At 39.5% G+C, this 18578-nt stretch carries 15 protein-coding genes; 7 read left to right on the forward strand and 8 right to left on the reverse strand.

Going from position 1 to position 18578, the window contains the following annotated elements; genetic code table 11:
• Nucleotides 1-48 precede the first annotated feature (48 nt).
• The 3 genes from JMX13_RS12665 to JMX13_RS12675 form a co-directional block, all read right to left on the reverse strand.
• A complete protein-coding gene (locus tag JMX13_RS12665; RefSeq protein ID WP_201613095.1) occupies nt 49-2031 on the reverse strand; it encodes a leucine-rich repeat domain-containing protein in 1983 nt (660 codons plus the stop codon).
• Nucleotides 2032-2106: 75 nt separating this feature from the next.
• Entirely contained in the window at nt 2107-3108 is a 1002-nt protein-coding gene (locus JMX13_RS12670) for a helix-turn-helix transcriptional regulator (protein ID WP_227686323.1), read from the reverse strand.
• 148 nt (nt 3109-3256) lie between these two features.
• Nucleotides 3257-4114: a PP2C family protein-serine/threonine phosphatase gene (locus tag JMX13_RS12675; RefSeq protein WP_201613098.1), complete on the reverse strand. Its 858-nt coding sequence runs from the start codon at nt 4112-4114 to the stop codon at nt 3257-3259.
• Nucleotides 4115-4589: 475 nt separating this feature from the next.
• On the opposite strand from JMX13_RS12675, the gene JMX13_RS12680 reads away from it, so the two are divergent.
• The 3 genes from JMX13_RS12680 (at nt 4590) to JMX13_RS12690 (ending at nt 7691) form a co-directional block, all read left to right on the forward strand.
• Nucleotides 4590-5654 carry a WG repeat-containing protein gene (locus tag JMX13_RS12680; protein ID WP_201613099.1) on the forward strand — a complete coding sequence of 355 codons (1065 nt, stop codon included), beginning with the start codon at nt 4590-4592 and terminating at the stop codon, nt 5652-5654.
• Between the two features lie 422 nt (nt 5655-6076).
• Complete coding sequence (locus JMX13_RS12685) at nt 6077-6859, forward strand: WG repeat-containing protein (RefSeq protein ID WP_201613100.1); 783 nt, start codon at nt 6077-6079, stop codon at nt 6857-6859.
• A 61-nt stretch (nt 6860-6920) separates the two neighbouring features.
• Nucleotides 6921-7691, forward strand: coding sequence for a hypothetical protein (locus JMX13_RS12690; protein WP_201613101.1), 771 nt, complete (start codon nt 6921-6923; stop codon nt 7689-7691).
• A 1212-nt stretch (nt 7692-8903) separates the two neighbouring features.
• On the opposite strand, the gene JMX13_RS13790 is transcribed toward JMX13_RS12690, so the two are convergent.
• Nucleotides 8904-9026 (reverse strand): hypothetical protein, encoded by a 123-nt coding sequence (locus JMX13_RS13790; protein ID WP_265088418.1) that lies wholly within the window; start codon nt 9024-9026, stop codon nt 8904-8906.
• A 220-nt stretch (nt 9027-9246) separates the two neighbouring features.
• On the opposite strand from JMX13_RS13790, the gene JMX13_RS12695 reads away from it, so the two are divergent.
• Nucleotides 9247-9951 (forward strand): tetratricopeptide repeat protein, encoded by a 705-nt coding sequence (locus JMX13_RS12695; RefSeq protein ID WP_227686324.1) that lies wholly within the window; start codon nt 9247-9249, stop codon nt 9949-9951.
• A gap of 680 nt (nt 9952-10631) precedes the next feature.
• Entirely contained in the window at nt 10632-11432 is an 801-nt protein-coding gene (locus tag JMX13_RS12700; protein WP_201613103.1) for an XAC2610-related protein, read from the forward strand.
• A gap of 62 nt (nt 11433-11494) precedes the next feature.
• Here JMX13_RS12700 and JMX13_RS12705 read toward each other — a convergent pair whose 3' ends face one another.
• Nucleotides 11495-12328, reverse strand: coding sequence for a tetratricopeptide repeat protein (locus tag JMX13_RS12705; RefSeq protein ID WP_201613105.1), 834 nt, complete (start codon nt 12326-12328; stop codon nt 11495-11497).
• A 99-nt stretch (nt 12329-12427) separates the two neighbouring features.
• Nucleotides 12428-13651, reverse strand: coding sequence for a tetratricopeptide repeat protein (locus tag JMX13_RS12710; protein WP_201613106.1), 1224 nt, complete (start codon nt 13649-13651; stop codon nt 12428-12430).
• Nucleotides 13652-14468: 817 nt separating this feature from the next.
• On the opposite strand from JMX13_RS12710, the gene JMX13_RS12715 reads away from it, so the two are divergent.
• On the forward strand, nt 14469-15332 hold the full coding sequence (locus JMX13_RS12715; RefSeq protein ID WP_201613107.1) for a leucine-rich repeat domain-containing protein: 864 nt from the start codon (nt 14469-14471) through the stop codon (nt 15330-15332).
• Nucleotides 15333-15550: 218 nt separating this feature from the next.
• On the opposite strand, the gene JMX13_RS12720 is transcribed toward JMX13_RS12715, so the two are convergent.
• Entirely contained in the window at nt 15551-15829 is a 279-nt protein-coding gene (locus JMX13_RS12720) for a peptidylprolyl isomerase (protein ID WP_201543935.1), read from the reverse strand.
• A gap of 167 nt (nt 15830-15996) precedes the next feature.
• Nucleotides 15997-16995, reverse strand: coding sequence for a 23S rRNA pseudouridine(2604) synthase RluF (rluF, locus tag JMX13_RS12725; protein WP_201613108.1), 999 nt, complete (start codon nt 16993-16995; stop codon nt 15997-15999).
• 414 nt (nt 16996-17409) lie between these two features.
• Between rluF and JMX13_RS12730 the strand changes: the two genes are divergently transcribed.
• Entirely contained in the window at nt 17410-18405 is a 996-nt protein-coding gene (locus JMX13_RS12730) for a diaminopimelate dehydrogenase (protein WP_201613109.1), read from the forward strand.
• Nucleotides 18406-18578 lie beyond the last annotated feature (173 nt).

The raw sequence follows: 18578 nt of genomic DNA on the forward strand, positions 1-18578 counted from the left end.
ACTATGATAGTTTAATCATGTCAGGCATTGCTGCCTGACTCAAGTAAATCACTCTCCGATATACTCGGGGCGGTTCATACCCATCCAACAGTATTTAGGCTTATCGACAACTTCTGTATTATAGAAAGTATATTCATCTTTTATACCCATTTCATCAAAAACATCTACTACAATTTTAAAATTATCAAGCGTAAATTCGCGATCACTTTCAGCTTGAAACATCATAGCGTTTATAGTGATATCTTTAGGAATCCGATCAATGATCTGACTGAGCACTTGGTCTGATTTAGACATTCCTAATGCACTAGCTTGTATAAAATTAGCAGGTTTCGCAAAACTTAGCGCCTCTACGATGTCTGGATAGGGTATAGCCGTAAACTCGTTGCAAAATACACCTTTAAACATCTTCATGACTTGTTGTACTTCATCAGGCTGGCAAATAATAATGCCATCCACCACATCAAATTGCTTAATAGTTTTTTCAGTCGTTTGCAAACCGAGTAAGAACTCTGGCGCTGTTTTGAACCTTAGATCAATTAATGATTTTTCATCCCAATTATCACTAATAAGAAAAAATCCATAACGCGATAGGTCATATTCGCTCATTTGTGGCGTGTACAACTTTGTAAAAGCAATATTTTTAATCCACAACTCATTATTGCGATACCTTTCAATAATGCCTATCGGTAACTGATTAACTAAATGAGCAGGGATATCTAACCCACGTAGATGTGTTAGGTTAGCCAAGCTATCAGGAAGCTGTTCTATTTTTTCACTAATGACAATAAGCTCCTCTAACTTGCTTAACTGCCCTACTGACTTTGGTAAACGCTCAAGCGCTTCGCAGTTTAGCGTCAGGTGAGTTAAGTGGGTTAAAGCACCAATGGTTTGCGGGATTTGGTTTAAATAACAACTGCTAATATTCAATGCTCTTAGGTTTTTAAGCTGGCCAATATTATCCGGTAATACCGTTAAACTTTCATCGTTAATTGACAGTTCGGTCAAGCAGCGGATATGTGTTAAATCATCTAGTAAGTTATCTGGCAATTTGTCTTGATTACCATGCAGGTGCAACTTGATATTACAGCTCATCTCTGCCAGTACTTTAGGAATGGTAGTCACATCATGAAAAGTAATTTCTAAAGTTTTTAGATTTTTTAGTTCATGCAAATTAGTTGGCAGAAAGGCTAAGCCATTACATACTAATCTTAGTGTTTCAAGATTGACGAGATCGGTAATAGTATTTGGCAAACTATCATCAGCTTGACAGGCATCACTACCCAATGACATGCAGCTATTAAAGATTAAGCTTCTTAATTGAGTCAAACAACAAATAGCTTTTGGTATGGGCTGCGTATACGAATCAATTGATAAAGAGGTCTGATTAGCGAGCTCATCAGGATCTCTTGAAAGGGTATGGCTAGGTAGATCGCACAATTCTGCCCATTTGATTACTTCCTGTAGGGCTTCTCGATCGATACTTTCAAGAGGTGTTATGTGGTCAGTATCTTCATCTACTACAGCATTGCGATTAAGGCGCTGCTGTCTTAGTAAATACTCCTGAGTACTAGTGCTACGAATAGGCTTAATAGTATCGCTCCAGCCTTTGCAGCCATGATTTAACCCCCGTAAAAAATCAGTAACCTCTACAGACAAATCAACTAGCTTATTCGTAGCACTATCTTCAGCAATAGTAATAAACTCCAGCTCCTTAAGCTGAATAATGCTCTCTGGTAGCGTAGTGAGCGGATTACCACTAATATCTAGACACTCTAAATTAATAAGTTGACCGATACTGTCTGGTAATCCATCTAGTTGATTATTACTGACCATCAACCGTCTTAGTTTGCTTAATTGGCCGATACTCTCAGACAGTTCAGTAAGTTGATTGGAACTAATATCTAAATCTGTTATGGTCAACAAACCTTCTCTGTTGCGTGGTAAATCCTCTTCAGATATCTCAAATTTATCAGCCCAAGCCCACAGCTCTGTCATCCATGGCTCTATAGTAATCGTATTTTTTGTTATCATTTTAAACTTCCTGTTAAAGCGGAAAACTAACCTTGTCGTTAAATAATTTAAGATGACATGATTAATAACTTTGTCTTAATATCCATAAAGCTCTATCCCACTCTGCAAACGCTCAAGAATCACTGTTTTCAGTTCACTTGGCTCAACAACCACGGCCAGCTGAGACATACTCACCAGCCAATCTTGCAAGCGTTGAGTGTTGGCAACAGTAGCACTTACCTGATTCCAAGTATTATCTATCATAGTAATCTGCTGATCTTGTGATAATGGACGCTCATAAAGATGCTGACAGGCATATTTTTGCACTCTTAAAACTAGTTTGATCTGAACATTATCAGTAGGTTCTAACTTACCAAATTTATTCAAATGCTCTAATGAAAAAACATCTCGCCCTACCCAATCAGGGACAGGTTTATCTATGACTACTGCCTCAGTAATACGATTAACTGCAAAATTACGATGCGCTTTTAACAGTACCTCATCATCGATATGATCATCAGTAGGATTAAAGCCTGTGAGGTAGATCATATTGTCAATAAAGATAAGTCCTTTGGGATAGATGACTCTCTCAGCAGAACTGCCATGCCATTTATTTTGATAGCTTATTTTAAGTTGCAGTCTATTTAGCAGAGCTTGGTGAATGCTTGCCATCACATCATTCTTAAGCGTCGGTGCTTGCACTATACTCGGTAAAGTAATGAGATAATCTTGCCATTGTCCTAGCTTACTTTGATGAAAACCATCCTTATTATGCCGACCTAATTGGGTGAGCTTATCTGTGATATTTTGCTTAAAAGATACTGGTAAATAGTTTGCGGTATATTTATCTAGCATCTCCCAAAAGAACACTGTTTGCTCATTGATAATATCGATACTAAAGCTCGGCTCAATATAAAACCGTGCTGTCTTTCCACTAATATTCTGACCCCACACTGGTACTCGAATTAAAGCATCACTATAAAAAATATCGTTAAATATTTGATTTAAGCCAATCAGGTCATTCTCTAAGTTCTTACGCTCATTAGCGAAATTATCTGAATCATCACTATAACCAACCATAAGCTCTGTTAATGACATAGCATCCTCTTCACTCCGAGGCAGACATTGATATAAAGCGAATAGACGTGTCGACTTTGTATAGTTTGCGATTGGGTGTGTGGGCATATGGGTTTCTCAGTTAAATCGTTCAATGGTAAGTTTATAGCTTCATTACTAAAACAATGGTTCAATCAAAACGAAGCAAAATGGCTGTGCCATTATCATAGGCATTACCATCTGAATCATAGATCTGATTTTTAAGAGCGATTAGCCATTCCTGTAAATCTGTCTCCGCACTGACAGGTTGCCAATCATGACTTGGCACTAAGTCATGAATACCATCCGTACAAACCAAGAGACAGTCGCCACCATCAATATCCATCGTTCGAGAGATACTTTCTGGCGCTTCACTACTTAGGTAACTGCTATCACTAGTCAATGCAAAGCATTCAGTAATGCTGTATAGACTCCCTGCCATTCCCTCTCGGTTATAGTCTGCAAACTCTGCTTGGCGGCCTTGCTCTTGTGCTTGCTGATCAATTAGCTCGTTCAGTAAATTATGATCGCGTGTCAGGCACTGCCACTGTGATGCGCCTTTAGGCAACCAGTAAACGCGACTATCACCGACATGAGTTATCGTCGCCTTTATAGTTCCATCACTATTTAGCTCTCCAACAATCATCGCGAGAGTTGCTGCTGCACCATGACGATTGGACGAATGCTGGATTTGATTAATCGACTGATGAATACTGTCTGAACAGATACTCTTCTGATGGTTCCATAAACGTCTGATTGCTTTTACCACTGCCTTTGAACAATGCTGTGAATAATTAGAGCTGGCAACACCGTCAGAGACTGCTAAACAAAAAGGAAGCTCGACTGATGTCACTGCCATCACGCCTAAATCTTCTTGATACCAATTATCTAAAAAGAAAAAAGCGTCTTGTTGCAGATTATTACTAGCGTTACCTTGGAAGGTGATTGCACAGGCTTGTGCTGTAGGAAGCATATTTTGGGCTGCATGGTTATTTGAAGAAATATTCATGATGCTGAGCCTATATATTTATCATACAGGCAAGTATAACGAACAACCTATAAAATTATTTTCTAGGTTACATTTTATCTAAGTGAAATGCATACATTTAAAATTATTTTTTGTGAAAGCGACAGTCATCTAATTTAAATTGTTGTACTGATAAATAGTAATTAAGTTGATGTCTATATCTTGAATAATTATTCCACCTACTTGCCTCTTAAACCTAAATAAAATAACCCTTATTTCCTTTATCAAATTCACTTTGAATTAAACTAATGTTTGTATATGAAACCAAGTTAATTGTTGCTAGAATATAACCATTTTATTAAAGTGGATATTCGTCATGTATCACAATAGTTTCTTTGTTTAAGTAGCGGTTCAGCAGCGTTATTAAAATTAAAAAGCTATTTACTACTAAAATTCGACGTCAAATTAGCGCTAAATCTTCAGCAAACAATATAAGAGTATAAAAAGGACAATTAGGATGTTAGGAAGAAAAATTATTGTTTTGTCAGTGATGACAAGCTTTGCCCTTAGTGGTTGTAGTAAAAACGAGTCCGTTCCAGACACCGTAAATACTACCGATAATATGAGCGTCGAATCAAAAAAAATCGAGACTGAATTAAATACAAAGCCGAATACAGAAGTGGCACCAGAGTCAGATGAGTCACCAACTGTAAAGACTGATTCTAAATTGGTTGAATATACTGTGACTAGTGGTGAGTACTCAGAAGCATGTGGATTCAAGAATAGTGAAGGAGAAGTGATCGTAAAAGCAGAGTATGATTTTTGCGGCGCATTCCATGATGGGATGGCTTATCTACTCAAAAAGAATCTGAAGTCTGATTCTGACGGCGGTTATTTCATTGGATACGTTAACAGCTCGGGCGAGCTTGTGATCCCAGTAAATATCGAAGCAGATTATGGCTGGATGCTGGATGCAAGAGATTTCAATGAAGGTTTAGTCGCTGTTCTAAATAAAGACCGATGGGGGTATATGGATAAAAAAGGCAACACGGTTATTCCTTTTAAATATGAAAGTGCCTCAGATTTTTCTAACTCTCTAGCAACAGTATCAAAAGACTACAAATACGGCGCAATTGATCGTTCTGGTAAAACGGTCCTTGAATTTAAGTACAGCCATTTAGGGGAATTCAAAGAGGGTTTAGCAAGCTTCACACCGGCAAACTCAGAAAAAAGTGGCTTTATTAATGCCAAAGGTAAAGAAATAATTGCCCCCATTTGGTATCAGGCAATGGACTTCTCTGAAGGGCTAGCTGCGGTCGCTAAAGGTGACTATGAAAATTCTAAGTGGGGATTCGTTGATACCTCAGGCAAAGTCGTTATAGAACCGCAATATGATCATGCTTTTCTTGAGCCAGGTGGAGATTCACCCGATGTCATTGGTGGCTATTTTGAAAACGGTACTATGGTTGTGTACCAAGACGGTGAGGACGGTGAGGACGGTCAAATTACGGCGATTACGATTAATAAAAATGGTAAAGAGCTTAAACGAAAAAACTATGCAAACTACTCTGATTTGCTCTGATAGATCCATAGTCAGATATGAGAGCTGGCTACACCCATAACGTCATTTCTCAAAGTTAGAGTGACAAAATAGTAAAAATAAAAAAGGTTTTATATCTTACTTTATGCCTGTGAAGTCTCTTATCTTGAGGGCTGAACCAGTAATTACCGTTCTTCGGATCGATATTTTAACGCTAAATTAATCGATATAATTTCGAATATAAATCGAGTTTAAAAAATATCTTCATTCAATTAAAAGGAATACAAATTATTACTTTATCCCCTAGCCGTTTACTTCCTCTGGCTGCTGCACTTAGCCTTTGCTCTTTTACATTATCTGCCCAAGCTTATGTAGATAATTGCAAGCCACCAAAAACAAAATACGCTGAAGTATCTTGCACAGCAGATGATAAATACTTCGTTGGACACAACGCTGACTATAGCGTGCAAACCCTATTAGATAAGCAGGGAAAGGCATTACTAAGTTTAAAGGGTTATGAAAATGTAGACTACTATAGTATTGACAATGGTGTCTTTGCAGTGATGAAAAATGGCAAAGTCGGCTATATGAACACTCAAGGAAAGTTCGTTATACCAACGGTCTATGACGATATGATAGACCCTGATGATAAATATGATGAAAGATGGGCGGAATCTCCATCGCAAGGTCGTATCATAGTTTCAAAAGGCGGGAAATTAGGCATTATCGATACTTCTAACAAAGTCATTATGCCTTTTAGTAATAAATACAGTTCTATCGAATCCTTTAGTGAAGGCGCAGCACCTGTGATGTCAAAAGCTGGTAAATGGGGTTTTATTGATAAGGATGGTAAAGAAATTATTGCTCCGCAGTATGATAGTACGAATGGGCACTTTGGCGGCGTTTACGGTTTCTCTGAAGGTCTGGCTGGTATGGAAAAAGGCGGGAAATGGGGCTATATCACCAAGACAGGTAAAGTCGCTATACCCTTCGTCTATGATGAAATACGTCCATTTAAAGAAGGCGTCGCGGGAGTCCTAAAAGGTAATAAGTGGGGCTTTATCAATGGCGTCAACAAAACCATTATTCCTTTTAAATATGCTGATAGTAATGTTGAACGGTATAGCGTCAATTATATGGGTGCCAACTATTTCATATTCGAAGATGGTGTAGCAGAAGTTGCGACTATCAATGAGCAGACGGTTTGTATTAATAAGTCAGATAAAAAAGTAGCCTGCCCACAATAAATGCGTTTTGCTATTCATGAATAGTTATTAACTGCTTTTACACTTTTAAAGGAATTATATAGTGCTATCGAATCGTCTATTTTCAGCTTCTATTTTTATGGGCTTTATTGCTTTATCTGGTTGTTCTGACAAAGCCACTGTCGATGAGACTAAGTCAGAGCCCACTGCTAAAGAGGCAGTTATCACAGAACCTGTCGTGACTGCCTCAACGGATACAGCTGAGACTGAGAAATTAGCAGAAGAGGCAGAGGTTGTCGTTGAAGAAAACCCACCTAGATTTGCCAGCATTACTGACTCGCTTGCACTTAAGCCAAATACAGAGTGGAGTTGGGAAACATTCGCAAACACACCTGATATACAAAAATGGGACCCTAAAACGCCCACTAAAAATGAGTATGCGCCTGAAGATCCAAGCTACTCTATATGGGGTGGTTTAGACGATCATGGTGGAATCTCCGCTTATGGTACAAAGGATAAGCCCGTGTTAATTAAAATCAACTCTGGTCAAGGCGTTATGGAAGATGAAACAGGTAGCGCTGTATATAAGATTGAAGATCTCTTTAGAGCAAATGAGCTTACTCGAGTGAAATCAAACTGTGATACAGAGGAAGACGATTTATTCTCACAACAATTTTACAAATGGCAAAAACCAGGGTATCAGGCGCTTTATGTGTATGCCATCACCGACCAAGCCAATGCGGGTACTTCAAGTGATGTTGGGATTGCCAAAAGCTTTGATGATTTTTTTAACCCTGAGTATAGCAATGCACTTATGAACATAAGAGCTTTAGATGCTGAATACAACGACGTCATTTGTACGTTTGAGCTTTAATACGCCATCAATATTTTTTAAATATTAATAGCTCAAGTAATGAAATAAAATCATGTATTATTATTGGTTACTATTAGCAATCTTATTGTCTTAAGAGGCTGTGCTAACCGTCAAAAAAGCCAGACAGCTTAGGTTGTCTGGCTTTTTCGTTTGCAGCATTTCTTCTCTTAAATACGATCCGAATTTAGTGTTTCACTACATACTCAGGTGACTTAATCTTTATCTTTGTTGATTACTTCTTTTGACAGTTATTAATTTATAAAATAAGGTTCGTCTGACTGATGAGCCTTTTTATTATTGACCTCTGCCGCCAAATCCGTAAATACTAACTTAGTTGCTATTAACTACGCAGCTTGACGGTAATAAAAAACACCTCTGTCTTAGCGAGATATAGCACAAACACTTCTGAATCCTGCTTTTATCGCTCTAAACCCATTTATCATAACGTCCGTTATGGGAACATGTTCCGCTTGCCATACAGGTAGTGAGGCATTGGCTATATAATTAGCATTCTTTCGTCTATCATCCTAAATTGTACGAAATTAATTGACCACAGACTTTGATCATAGGAAAGAAAATGTCGTTCTTTTATCCTAAAGATGGAGATGTTTGGATGCGAGAGTCATATAGATAATGATGGTTTGCTAGAATCCACATTCATTGATACACAAAATAAGAAAATGGTTTTTTCTATCAGTGATATTCAGAACTCAATATCTGCTTATATATATCAAGATGAAGCATTAATATTTAAGATATATGAAGAAGGAGCGATGAGGGTCATGATATATGAAAATCAGATCATTATAGAATATCTGAATTATCAGGATTTATACGCTAAAAGACTGACTATTATTGATGTGTATCCAATATTTAAAATTGACCACTCTACTCTGATAGACAAGGATATGAGCCAACTAAACTAACTGTCTTAAAGGTATTGTCATATTAAGACATACCTACACCGAAACAATCAGGTACTTTTACTGGTTCGGTTCCCTAGTGGGACTTGAATCTACGGCTGTAGCTTAATAGTATCAACGTTTTAACACACTGGAATAGTCTCAGTATACTTCATGGTGTACTTACCATACATATTCTGTCTGTGATCAGTGCGGTAAACAGGCATCGAACTACTAGTGTTAGATATGATTTTCATGACTATGAAATTGACGGTATGCCATAAATAGCTCCGTCTGAAACAATCAGTTATTACCATTTAGCGCCACGCTCAAGCATACCTTCGGCCACTTCACACCAATCAGGTTGAGCACTGCTATAGAGGGTGACACCCATTCTAGACCATGTAGTTGCTATGTATTCGCTATAACTCATTATTCGTGCTGTTCTGTGTTCTTAGAAATAAGAGTGAATTTAGTAGTATAGAGTCAAATAAAAGGTCTAAAAGAGCGATTTACGCTTTATTTTAGGTACTCACCTCTTTAATTGATGCAAGACCGCAAATAATACAATTAAAACTTGATAGATTGGTTTTAGCAATCTATTGTTTGGTAATATAATGAGAATCCATACTCATTTTTCGGAAGAACCAACTATGCATTCACTAAAAAAGACGATTATCTCCGGCCTAATGGTTATGGGCTTATCACTTGGAGTCATGCTATCAGAGGCAGCAGAGGATTTTAGCGCAATTAGAGCGGCCGCTAATAAAGGTGATGCTGTCGCCCAATTTAATCTTGGGAAGGCTTACGATTGCGGCGATGGCGTAGATCAAGACTATATAAAAGCAGTTGAGTGGTACACAAAATCGGCCAATCAAGGTAACGCTGAGGCTCAATACGATCTTGGCATATCGTATAATCACGGCTATGGCGTAGATCAAGACTATATCAAAGCAGCTAAGTGGTATACAAAATCGGCCAATCAAGGTAAGGCGGAGGCTCAATATGATCTTGGCGTGATGTACGATGAGGGCAAAGGCGTACGTCAAGACCATACCAAAGCAGTTGAGTGGTATACAAAATCCGCAAACCAAGGTTATGCTAAAGCTCAATATAATCTTGGCGTGTCGTATGACAGAGGCAAAGGCGTACCTCAAGACTATACCAAAGCAATTGCATGGTATACAAAAGCAGCTAATCAGGAGCATTCCAGCGCACAATATAATATTGGCGTGATGTACGATGAGGGCAAAGGCATACGTCAAAACTATACTAAGGCCATGCAATGGTATCAAAAATCTTGTGATAATGGGGATCAAGATGGATGCGATGAATATAAAAACTTAAAGCAAAAATAATTCACTTTGCCCTTAAAAAACCTATTTTAGATATCAGGCACTTTTTGAGTTCCATTAAAGAAGTAAAGCTGATTTAACACCTATTACAAAAAATCTACTAATGGTGCTTCTAGAATAACGGTCTATTTTGTATGGTCTATTAGCTGAGCTGGGATATCAATTAGTTAATTAGTTAGTTAGTTTTACTAGGGTATACCCCAACGGAACCAGCTATTTCACCCTTCAAACCTATTAACAGACCACTTAAAACAGACTGCTATAACGGAACCACTTATATTGAACCAATGACATTGATCATAGCTTATTTAATAAAGCCTGAAAATAGTTAGCGTTGGTCCATAAATAAGAGCTTACTGATCCAGATCTCAATCTGCCTATCGTTTAGCACAAACTTCTATAGCCGTATTAAATACCCTATAAACCATAAAGTCTTAACCAATTCTATTAACAATAAACGCTCGGTGACTCTAATTGAACAGCGCTATAATAAAAAAATAGCGCAAACAAGGAAGGTGAGCACAGTGTATGGTTCTCGTTCAATTGGCAAATACGATGTAGAGGTATAACTACACGAATGCATTATAGGGAGATAGGCGATGTCAAAGCTTCGATCGAAATACCAATATATGACTTTCAAAAGTTATTTAAGCTGCTTCATATTGCCAGCGCTACTAGTTAGTATGATGCCTAGTACACAAGCAGCTACTCCCACAAAGGCAACTTCGACCAATAAATCTGCTACGAAAAAACCTGTCAAGCTAATCACAGACGTCATTACTTATGCCGAGCGTGATTGGCGCTCAGATGATGGAAAATTCTTATTAACGATATATTCAGGGGTATGGAATCCGCATGGTACGTTATTTTATCTAAACAAAGAGGGCGGTGTTTCGGTTGAAGGGTTTCAAAAAGGATTGAATATCACCTTAAAATCATATGACCCAGAGATTGGATTAGAAGCGCCACCAGAATATGCCATCGATGGCACTCTAAATCTGCGTAATAATACTTTGGTAGGAACAGTCACCCACTATCCTGAGAGCGAAGCGACAATCAAAAAAACCACCTTTACACCAGCGATTCCTGTTAAAACCTACCCACAGTTTGTTTTTAAATATTATGGCGTTGATAATGAACGTTGGTATCGCTCTGCCATTACCCAAGTGGATGTCATTAATAAAGATACGAATAAAGTTGTGCAGAAGTTAACGGGTTTTAAAGCAGCGGCGCACAGTACCAGATACGTGGACATGAACTACGATGGCTATTTTGATCTGGTATTGAACGTCGCAGAAGGCGACCACAGTGACAAATACATTTACTGGCTCTATGACCCACAAAGCAAAAATTTTGTGCGTAATAAAACGTTGGAGACAGTTTTAGGCTACGCAACACGTTATCCGCATAAGCAACTGGCGCGCTTTAAGGACGACACTCTCAAACGAGTAGAGGGTCAATGGAAAAGAGTACCCTGCTGCTAGACATATACTGCTGTAGATGTCTGTTAGCTATTTTAGACGGGATATATCTTGATTAAAAAACCTTAATGACGGCGCAGTTCTTTCACATTTAACCTATCATAAGCTTTACAGCCTTTTGCATAATCGTTATTACAGGCGATTTGATACCACTCTTGTGCTTCGACTTTATCCTTATCAACGCCTTTTCCTGCTTCATACATCACCCCAAGGCGATATTGAGCATCGGCATCATCTTGATCAGCAGCGTCTTTGTACCACTTCAGCGCCATATTATAATCTTGACTGCCCCCTTCTCCTTCCTCAAACATAAGACCTAGATTATATAGTGCGTCTGACAAACCCTGATCCGCAGCTTTTTGATACCATTCGATAGCCTTTTCAAAGTCTTGAGGTAAGGCAACTCCTTGATAATAGCTTATTCCCATATTATATTGACCGACTACTTCTCCTTGGTTGGCAGCCCTCGAATACCACTCAAGGGCTTTGGCATAGCTTTGAGTAACCCCTTTACCACTATAGCACATTGAACCAACGGTGGCTTGAGCCGAGGCATAACCTTGGTTAGCAGCTTTTAGATACCATTCAACCGCCTTTGCATTATCTTCTGGCATACCATGAGCGTTTTTATACATCCAACCAAGATTATATTGCGCGTTTGCATATCCTTGATTAGCAGACTTTTGGTACCACTTAAAGGCTTGGATGTAATCTTGCTCGACTTCCTTGCCGTAGTCGTACATGAGGGCAAGGCGATACTGGGCATCAGCATACCCTTGTTCCGCTTTAAGCTTAGTGGTTGCAAAGTCTGCGGCTATGACTGGCACAGCTAGCCCAAACCATAAAGCTAAAATCATCATCGTATGGATAGCAATCGTTTTCATTATAGAGAGCTCCATGGCTTATCCTTAATAATACAGACACTTATAATGACAGATTTTTGTCTACTTACGGCGGATTGCTCAACGCTTTATCAAGTGTTCTCGAAAAGGCAGCGGTTACTGATTACAGCCCATTTCTACTCCATTTCCACAAGCTTTATTTAACCATATGTCGGCTTGAGATTTATCTTGCTGCACTCCTTTGCCATAGTTATACATCGTACCGATGACATAGGCTGCCATAGCATCACCTTGCTTAGCTGCTTTAAGATACCAGTTGAACGCTTGCTTATAATCTTGCTTTACACCATAGCCATTTTCAAACATCCATGCCAGATTGTATTGGGCTTCGGATAAGCCTTGAGCGGCGGACTTTTGATACCACGTAAACGCTTTCGCATAATCTTTAGCAATACCGCTGCCATTTTCATACATGACCCCAAGATTATTTTGCGCATCAACTTGTCCTTGTTTTGCCGCTTTTTGATACCACTCAAACGCTTTGCTATGGCTTTGAGCAACGCCTTCGCCATGACTGTACATGACTCCAAGGTTGTACTGAGCTTCGTCATAACCTTGATTAGCAGATTGCTGCCACCACTCCCTAGCCTTGCTATAATCTTGCTCAATCCCTCTGCCAAAGTAGTACATCGCTCCGAGAACGTACTGGGCTTTTACTTGTCCTTGATCAGCGGCTTTGGTGAGCCATTCGATTGCTTTGCTATAATCTTGTGTTACTCCATCACCCTCATGATATAAAACCCCAAGTTCAAACTGAGCATTCTCATTACCTTCGTTGGCGGCTTTAGTAAGCCACTCAATCGTTTTAGCTTGGTTTTGAGGTCTATTTTCTCTATTAAGGGTTAGAAGCTGTAAGTTATTTTTAGCGCCTTCATTGCCTTGAGAAGCAGATTTTAAGTACCACTCTATAGCTTTGCTATCACTCTGCTCGATCCCTTCACCTTTGTGATAAAGAGCACCAGCATTGAACTGCCCCTTAGCATCACCTTGCTCTGCTGCTTTCAGATACCACTCAAAAGCTTTAGCCGAATCCTGCTCAACACCTTTGCCTTTATTATATAGTTCGCCAAGATTATTTTGAGCCTTAACATTACCTTGATTAGCAGCCTTTAAATACCATTCCAATGCCTTGAAATAATCCTGCCCATCGCCTTTACCCATATAATATTTAAAGCCAAGCCTATATTGAGCATCCGCATCGTCTTGCTCCGCCAACGCTTGAGTCGTTGCAAAGTCTGCACTAACAGCTGGTAACGTTAATCCCAGTGATAAGCTCAAAATCAACACGTTATAAATAATTGAGGTTTTAAATGTAGGCATGACTACCACTCCCTCTACAAAAAGCAAATATCTAAGCGATTAAAAGCAACAGCGACCTCTTAATTCTAACTATATTTAGCTTGATTGGATATCGATATTAGGTTTCTTGTAAAAGTACCATTCTATAAGCTGCTACTAGCAACAGCTTAAAAGGCTTGTGGCAATTTAGGCAAGATTTCTGAAGCACTCCGGTATTGTAGTAATCTCTTAGAATGGTAAATTCCATACAATATATAGGCGATTCAGTTAAACGCTCCTCAAAATAATCTTAATTTGATCTAGCGTACGAAAAACTCCTAGTCCTAGAGATTGGGTTTTTCATTAATCAAACATAAAAACCAAGTTATCTCATTTTTGACAAATGCTAAACAGCTTGTTATGATAAAAAAAACATCGTGGGTTTACCGCTACTTCCAGCGCGATGAAAAACAAAGACTGGTAAAACGCACAACTCCTTTTCGCTCTGCAAGGTGACTGTGTCGTTTCAATTTGGCACAGACAGAGCAACAGGAGATTTCTTTATGAGTACTTCTAGTCAATTGATTCCAAACTTTATACTTTTTAATCATTTTCCTCATACTCAGCTACTGAGTCTCATGAGCGCTTTCTGCTATCCCGCTTTTTTCAACAACCCCTCCAAACAGCGTCATAAACCTTTATCAGTCTCAGTCACTGGTAGTCTAAGCTATGTCAAAAATATGGCTTACCTTGGTTTTATTACTGTGTCCAACAATTTTGAAGTTTGATACATAGCGATAAAACCAGCTAAAGACTTGAATGCATTCACCTCATTTAACGATTATGAAAAGGTAACCTTATGACAGTATATAGCGGTAAAACCAACCAAGATGACAACACTAATAGTAAGCAAGATACGGGCGTTGAAGACTGGATGACGGAGATATGGGACTGGATTGACAACCATAATATAGAAGGTAGCTCTGACAGCACTGTCCCTCGTGAACCTGAAGCGTTACGCCAGTTAGAGCGACTGGATTTGGCATATGGAAAATCTACAAGTTATAGCTATATTGATAATAAACCAGTACTGCAAAGCGAAAACGAATCCACTAAGCCATTACCTGGTGCTATCGGCAATTTAAAGAACCTAAAATATCTTAGACTGATCGGTTTTAATGAACTACCAGAACAGATTGCTCAATTAGATAGCTTGGAGACGCTGGTTTTTATGAAATGCGCTTTCGCTGAATTTCCAAAAGTACTCTGTAAACTAAAAAATCTTAAATCGCTTAACATCTTTTCAAAAAGCTTGGAGAAGCTTCCTGATGAGCTCGGTAATCTATCATCGATTACCAGTTTTGATATGAGGGGAACGCAGGTTCAAAACTTACCAGACTCTATTTGCAATCTAAACAAACTCACAAATATTCAACTATGTGCTAACGAGTGTTTAAAGGCTTTGCCTGATAGTATCGGAAGCTTAACAAACTTTATAAAATTAGACATACGTGCTTCTGATCTCAATACCTTGCCAAGTTCTATAGGCAATCTAAGTCAATTAAAAAGTCTTGGACTCTATCACAATGGCCTACAAAGTCTTCCTGATAGTATTATCAATCTCAAAGCATTGGAACAAGTCGATGTTGAGGGAAACCCTCTCTCGGATCTATCGGAAGCAGTCAGTCAATTTTTGGATGGCGTTGGTAACAAGGCGACTTAGGTGATATTGTATGTGGATACTGCGGCTATGTTTGTCAGATTGAAGTACGTGCATATACTTCTTATATGTGTGCAAACTCTAATTGGTTATGCTAATAAGAATATGCAAGCATGCTTTGAAGTGGACAGACAGAAATAAGTATTGATCACAAGAAAAGCCACACAACTAAGTTGTCTGGCTTTTCTTGTGCGCATCATCTATTAAAAACAGTTTAAGGCTTACGTCCGGTAAAGCACTTTAACCACATGCCAGCCAAACTTGGTTTTTACTAAATGTGGGGTAAAGAGTTCACCGTTGAAGCAGATCTTATCAAATGCCGGTACCATTTGGCCTTTTTTGAACTCACCTAAACTGCCGCCTTTTTTAGCTGATGGACAGGTGGAGTGCTTTTTAGCCAGCACATCAAACTGCGCGCCTTTTTTAAGCTTGGCAATAATATCGTCAGCCAGCTCTTTATCTTTTACTAAAATGTGTAATGCGCTAGCGGTACGAGCCATAATGTAAACCCTTTATAAAATATCGATTATCGTGGCATTATATCACTACTTAGTTTGGTTACTAACCTAACTTGACTGTGCTACTGCATCAAAAGCATTCTCTACACAGGGACTACAATTTGGATGAGAATCGATACTTTTGAGTGTCGTTGCCACTACCTACCAGTCTATCGTTTTGATGACCGTGAAGAACCTCGACCTTTTGCAGGACGCTTGCCACGGGCAGCAGGTTTTACATTACCAGCAGACTTCTTACCATCACCAAAGGGACGACTATTTTTACCTTTAGAACCCGCTGGTTTTCTAGCATCATCCTTAGAGTGTTTAGTATTGCCCTTTGCTGCACCCGCTGATTTTGAAGATGCTTTTGCTTTTGACGAATCATCAGTACGCGGTTTTTTTCGTGGCGTATGACGAGATTTCTTAGCCGCAGTATTGTCTTCCGAGGAAGAACTTTCTATAGATTTAAGTAAAACCGATAACTCTTTTGGGGTTAAATCTCGCCAGTCCCCAACCGGAATACCCTTAATGCTCACATTCATAATCCGTGTACGTTCAAGCTTCACGACGTCATAGCCAAAATGCTCACACATACGACGAATTTGACGGTTTAAACCCTGTACTAGCGTGATATTAAACACAGTAGGCGCTACCTTAGTCACCGGGCATTTTTTCGTCATTCTCCCCAAAATAGGCACACCACCTGCTAAACCTTCAATGAAATTATCCGTGATCGGCTTATTTACCGTCACCATATAATCTTTTTCATGATTATTACCAGCACGTAAAACCTTATTAACCAAATCGCCATTGCTCGTTAAAAAGATTAAACCTTGGGAATCCTTATCCAAACGCCCAATCGGGAAAATACGTACGCTATGTCCAACAAAATCAACAATATTGTTTTTCTCGGAGCTTTCTGTGGTGCTCACGATGCCCACTGGCTTATTCAACGCAATAAAAATGAAATCATCTGCTTCTCGTGGCTCAATAAGCTGGCCGTTGACTTTTACCGTATCTCCAGCAACCACTTGTGCGCCTACTTGAGCACGCTTGCCATTGACGTACACGTTACCTTGTTCAATAAAACGGTCAGCGTCGCGCCGAGAGCAAATACCGCTTTCGCTAATGTATTTATTTAAACGAGTCGAGGAAATGTTAAACATAAAGTGCCATTTTCACCTAATAAAAAGCTTTTTGTGCTAAAAAAAAGACTGAATTGAATGAATTATCAATAGTGAGATGACTGACATTATATAGGAAATTCAGTGTCTATTTTAGAAGGGATGGCTAAAAACCTATTTCTGATCACCGAAAGTAACTTAGCTACTCATTGAGACATTAATATTATGTAAAATACATGCTTAAACACATCTCAAATTCAGTATGACAGCACCCTATCACTTGCAATAATAATCATCTAAAATGGACACCATTTATATAGATCATCAATTTATTACAGGGCCGCTTACTGCAAACCCTTATGGCATAATACATATGAATTATATAGCTATGCTACTTGATACATGCCACATCAGCAGTAAGTGACTGTCCGCTCCACCAACGTAAGGCTAATCATCATGACACCAGTAATTAGAGTCGCCATCGCAGGTTACGGCAACCTCGGCCGCGGCGCCCAAGCTGCCATCAAGCAAAGTCCAGACATGCAATTAGTCTGCGTATTCAGCCGCCGAGATCCCGCCTACGTCACCCTAATTGACGACAGCGTACCCGTGTACGCGATGGACGATGCCGCTCAATATAAAGATGATATAGACGTGCTGATTTTATGTGGTGGCTCTAAGTCTGATTTGCCTGAACAAGGCCCAGCGTTAGCTGCTTTATTCAATATTGTCGATAGCTTTGATACTCACGCTAAGATTCCTGATTACTTTGCCGCGCTTGATACGCCTGCCAAAAAAGCTAACAAAGTTGCCATGTTGTCTGTCGGCTGGGATCCCGGTTTATTCTCTATCAACCGTTTATACGGTGAAGCCATTTTACCGGTTGGTGAAACCTACACCTTTTGGGGCAAAGGCTTAAGCCAAGGGCACTCAGATGCCGTACGCCGCGTGAATGGCGTGAAATCTGGCGTACAATATACCCTTCCTTCAGAATCTGCCATGGCACGGGTGCGAAATGGCGAGCAGCCAACGCTAAGCACCCGCGAGAAGCACACCCGCGAGTGCTACATTGTGTTAGCAGATGGCGCAGATAGCGATGCCGTACGCAACACCATCGTGACTATGCCGGATTACTTTGCTGACTACGACACTAAGGTACACTTTATTGATGAGCAAACGTTTGAGCGTGATCATCAAAAGATGCCGCACGGCGGTTTTGTTATTCGCAGTGGCGTGGGTGGTATAGATAATGAGCAGAACAACCAAGTGCTGGAGTTCTCATTAAAGCTCGGTAGTAACCCTGAGTTTACCGCAAGCGTGCTCGTGGCCTATGCCCGCGCCGCCTATAAAATGAGCTTGGCAGGTGAAACTGGAGCGAAAACCGTACTCGACGTCGCGCCTAGTTTATTGTCGCCTAAGACTCCAGCTCAGCTGCGTAAAGAGCTACTGTAAATGTCTGCTCTAGACTAGAGATAAAGATTGAACCACAAAAAAGCACCAAACCCATTAAGGTTCGGTGCTTTTTTTATACTCTGGTTTTTGGTGAGCTATAGTCAGTTCACAATAAAATAAATACAGCCCATATCCTGAAATAGCTTAGGCAGATTATTCTCCATCCACCCTTG

The organism is Psychrobacter immobilis (assembly GCF_904846285.1).
GTDB classification, from domain to species: Bacteria; Pseudomonadota; Gammaproteobacteria; order Pseudomonadales; family Moraxellaceae; genus Psychrobacter; species Psychrobacter immobilis_D.

Excerpts from the sequence above, each read along its gene's own strand:
- JMX13_RS12665 (WP_201613095.1), bottom strand. The coding sequence starts at position 2,031 with ATGATAACAAAAAATACGATTACTATAGAGCCATGGATGACAGAGCTG.
- JMX13_RS12670 (WP_227686323.1), bottom strand. The coding sequence starts at position 3,108 with ATGTCATTAACAGAGCTTATGGTTGGTTATAGTGATGATTCAGATAAT.
- JMX13_RS12675 (WP_201613098.1), bottom strand. The coding sequence starts at position 4,114 with ATGAATATTTCTTCAAATAACCATGCAGCCCAAAATATGCTTCCTACA.
- JMX13_RS12680 (WP_201613099.1), top strand. The coding sequence starts at position 4,590 with ATGTTAGGAAGAAAAATTATTGTTTTGTCAGTGATGACAAGCTTTGCC.
- JMX13_RS13790 (WP_265088418.1), bottom strand. The coding sequence starts at position 9,026 with ATGAGTTATAGCGAATACATAGCAACTACATGGTCTAGAATGGGTGTC.
- JMX13_RS12695 (WP_227686324.1), top strand. The coding sequence starts at position 9,247 with ATGCATTCACTAAAAAAGACGATTATCTCCGGCCTAATGGTTATGGGC.
- JMX13_RS12700 (WP_201613103.1), top strand. The coding sequence starts at position 10,632 with ATGATGCCTAGTACACAAGCAGCTACTCCCACAAAGGCAACTTCGACC.
- JMX13_RS12705 (WP_201613105.1), bottom strand. The coding sequence starts at position 12,328 with ATGGAGCTCTCTATAATGAAAACGATTGCTATCCATACGATGATGATT.
- JMX13_RS12710 (WP_201613106.1), bottom strand. The coding sequence starts at position 13,651 with ATGCCTACATTTAAAACCTCAATTATTTATAACGTGTTGATTTTGAGC.
- JMX13_RS12715 (WP_201613107.1), top strand. The coding sequence starts at position 14,469 with ATGACAGTATATAGCGGTAAAACCAACCAAGATGACAACACTAATAGT.
- JMX13_RS12720 (WP_201543935.1), bottom strand. The coding sequence starts at position 15,829 with ATGGCTCGTACCGCTAGCGCATTACACATTTTAGTAAAAGATAAAGAG.
- rluF (WP_201613108.1), bottom strand. The coding sequence starts at position 16,995 with ATGTTTAACATTTCCTCGACTCGTTTAAATAAATACATTAGCGAAAGC.
- JMX13_RS12730 (WP_201613109.1), top strand. The coding sequence starts at position 17,410 with ATGACACCAGTAATTAGAGTCGCCATCGCAGGTTACGGCAACCTCGGC.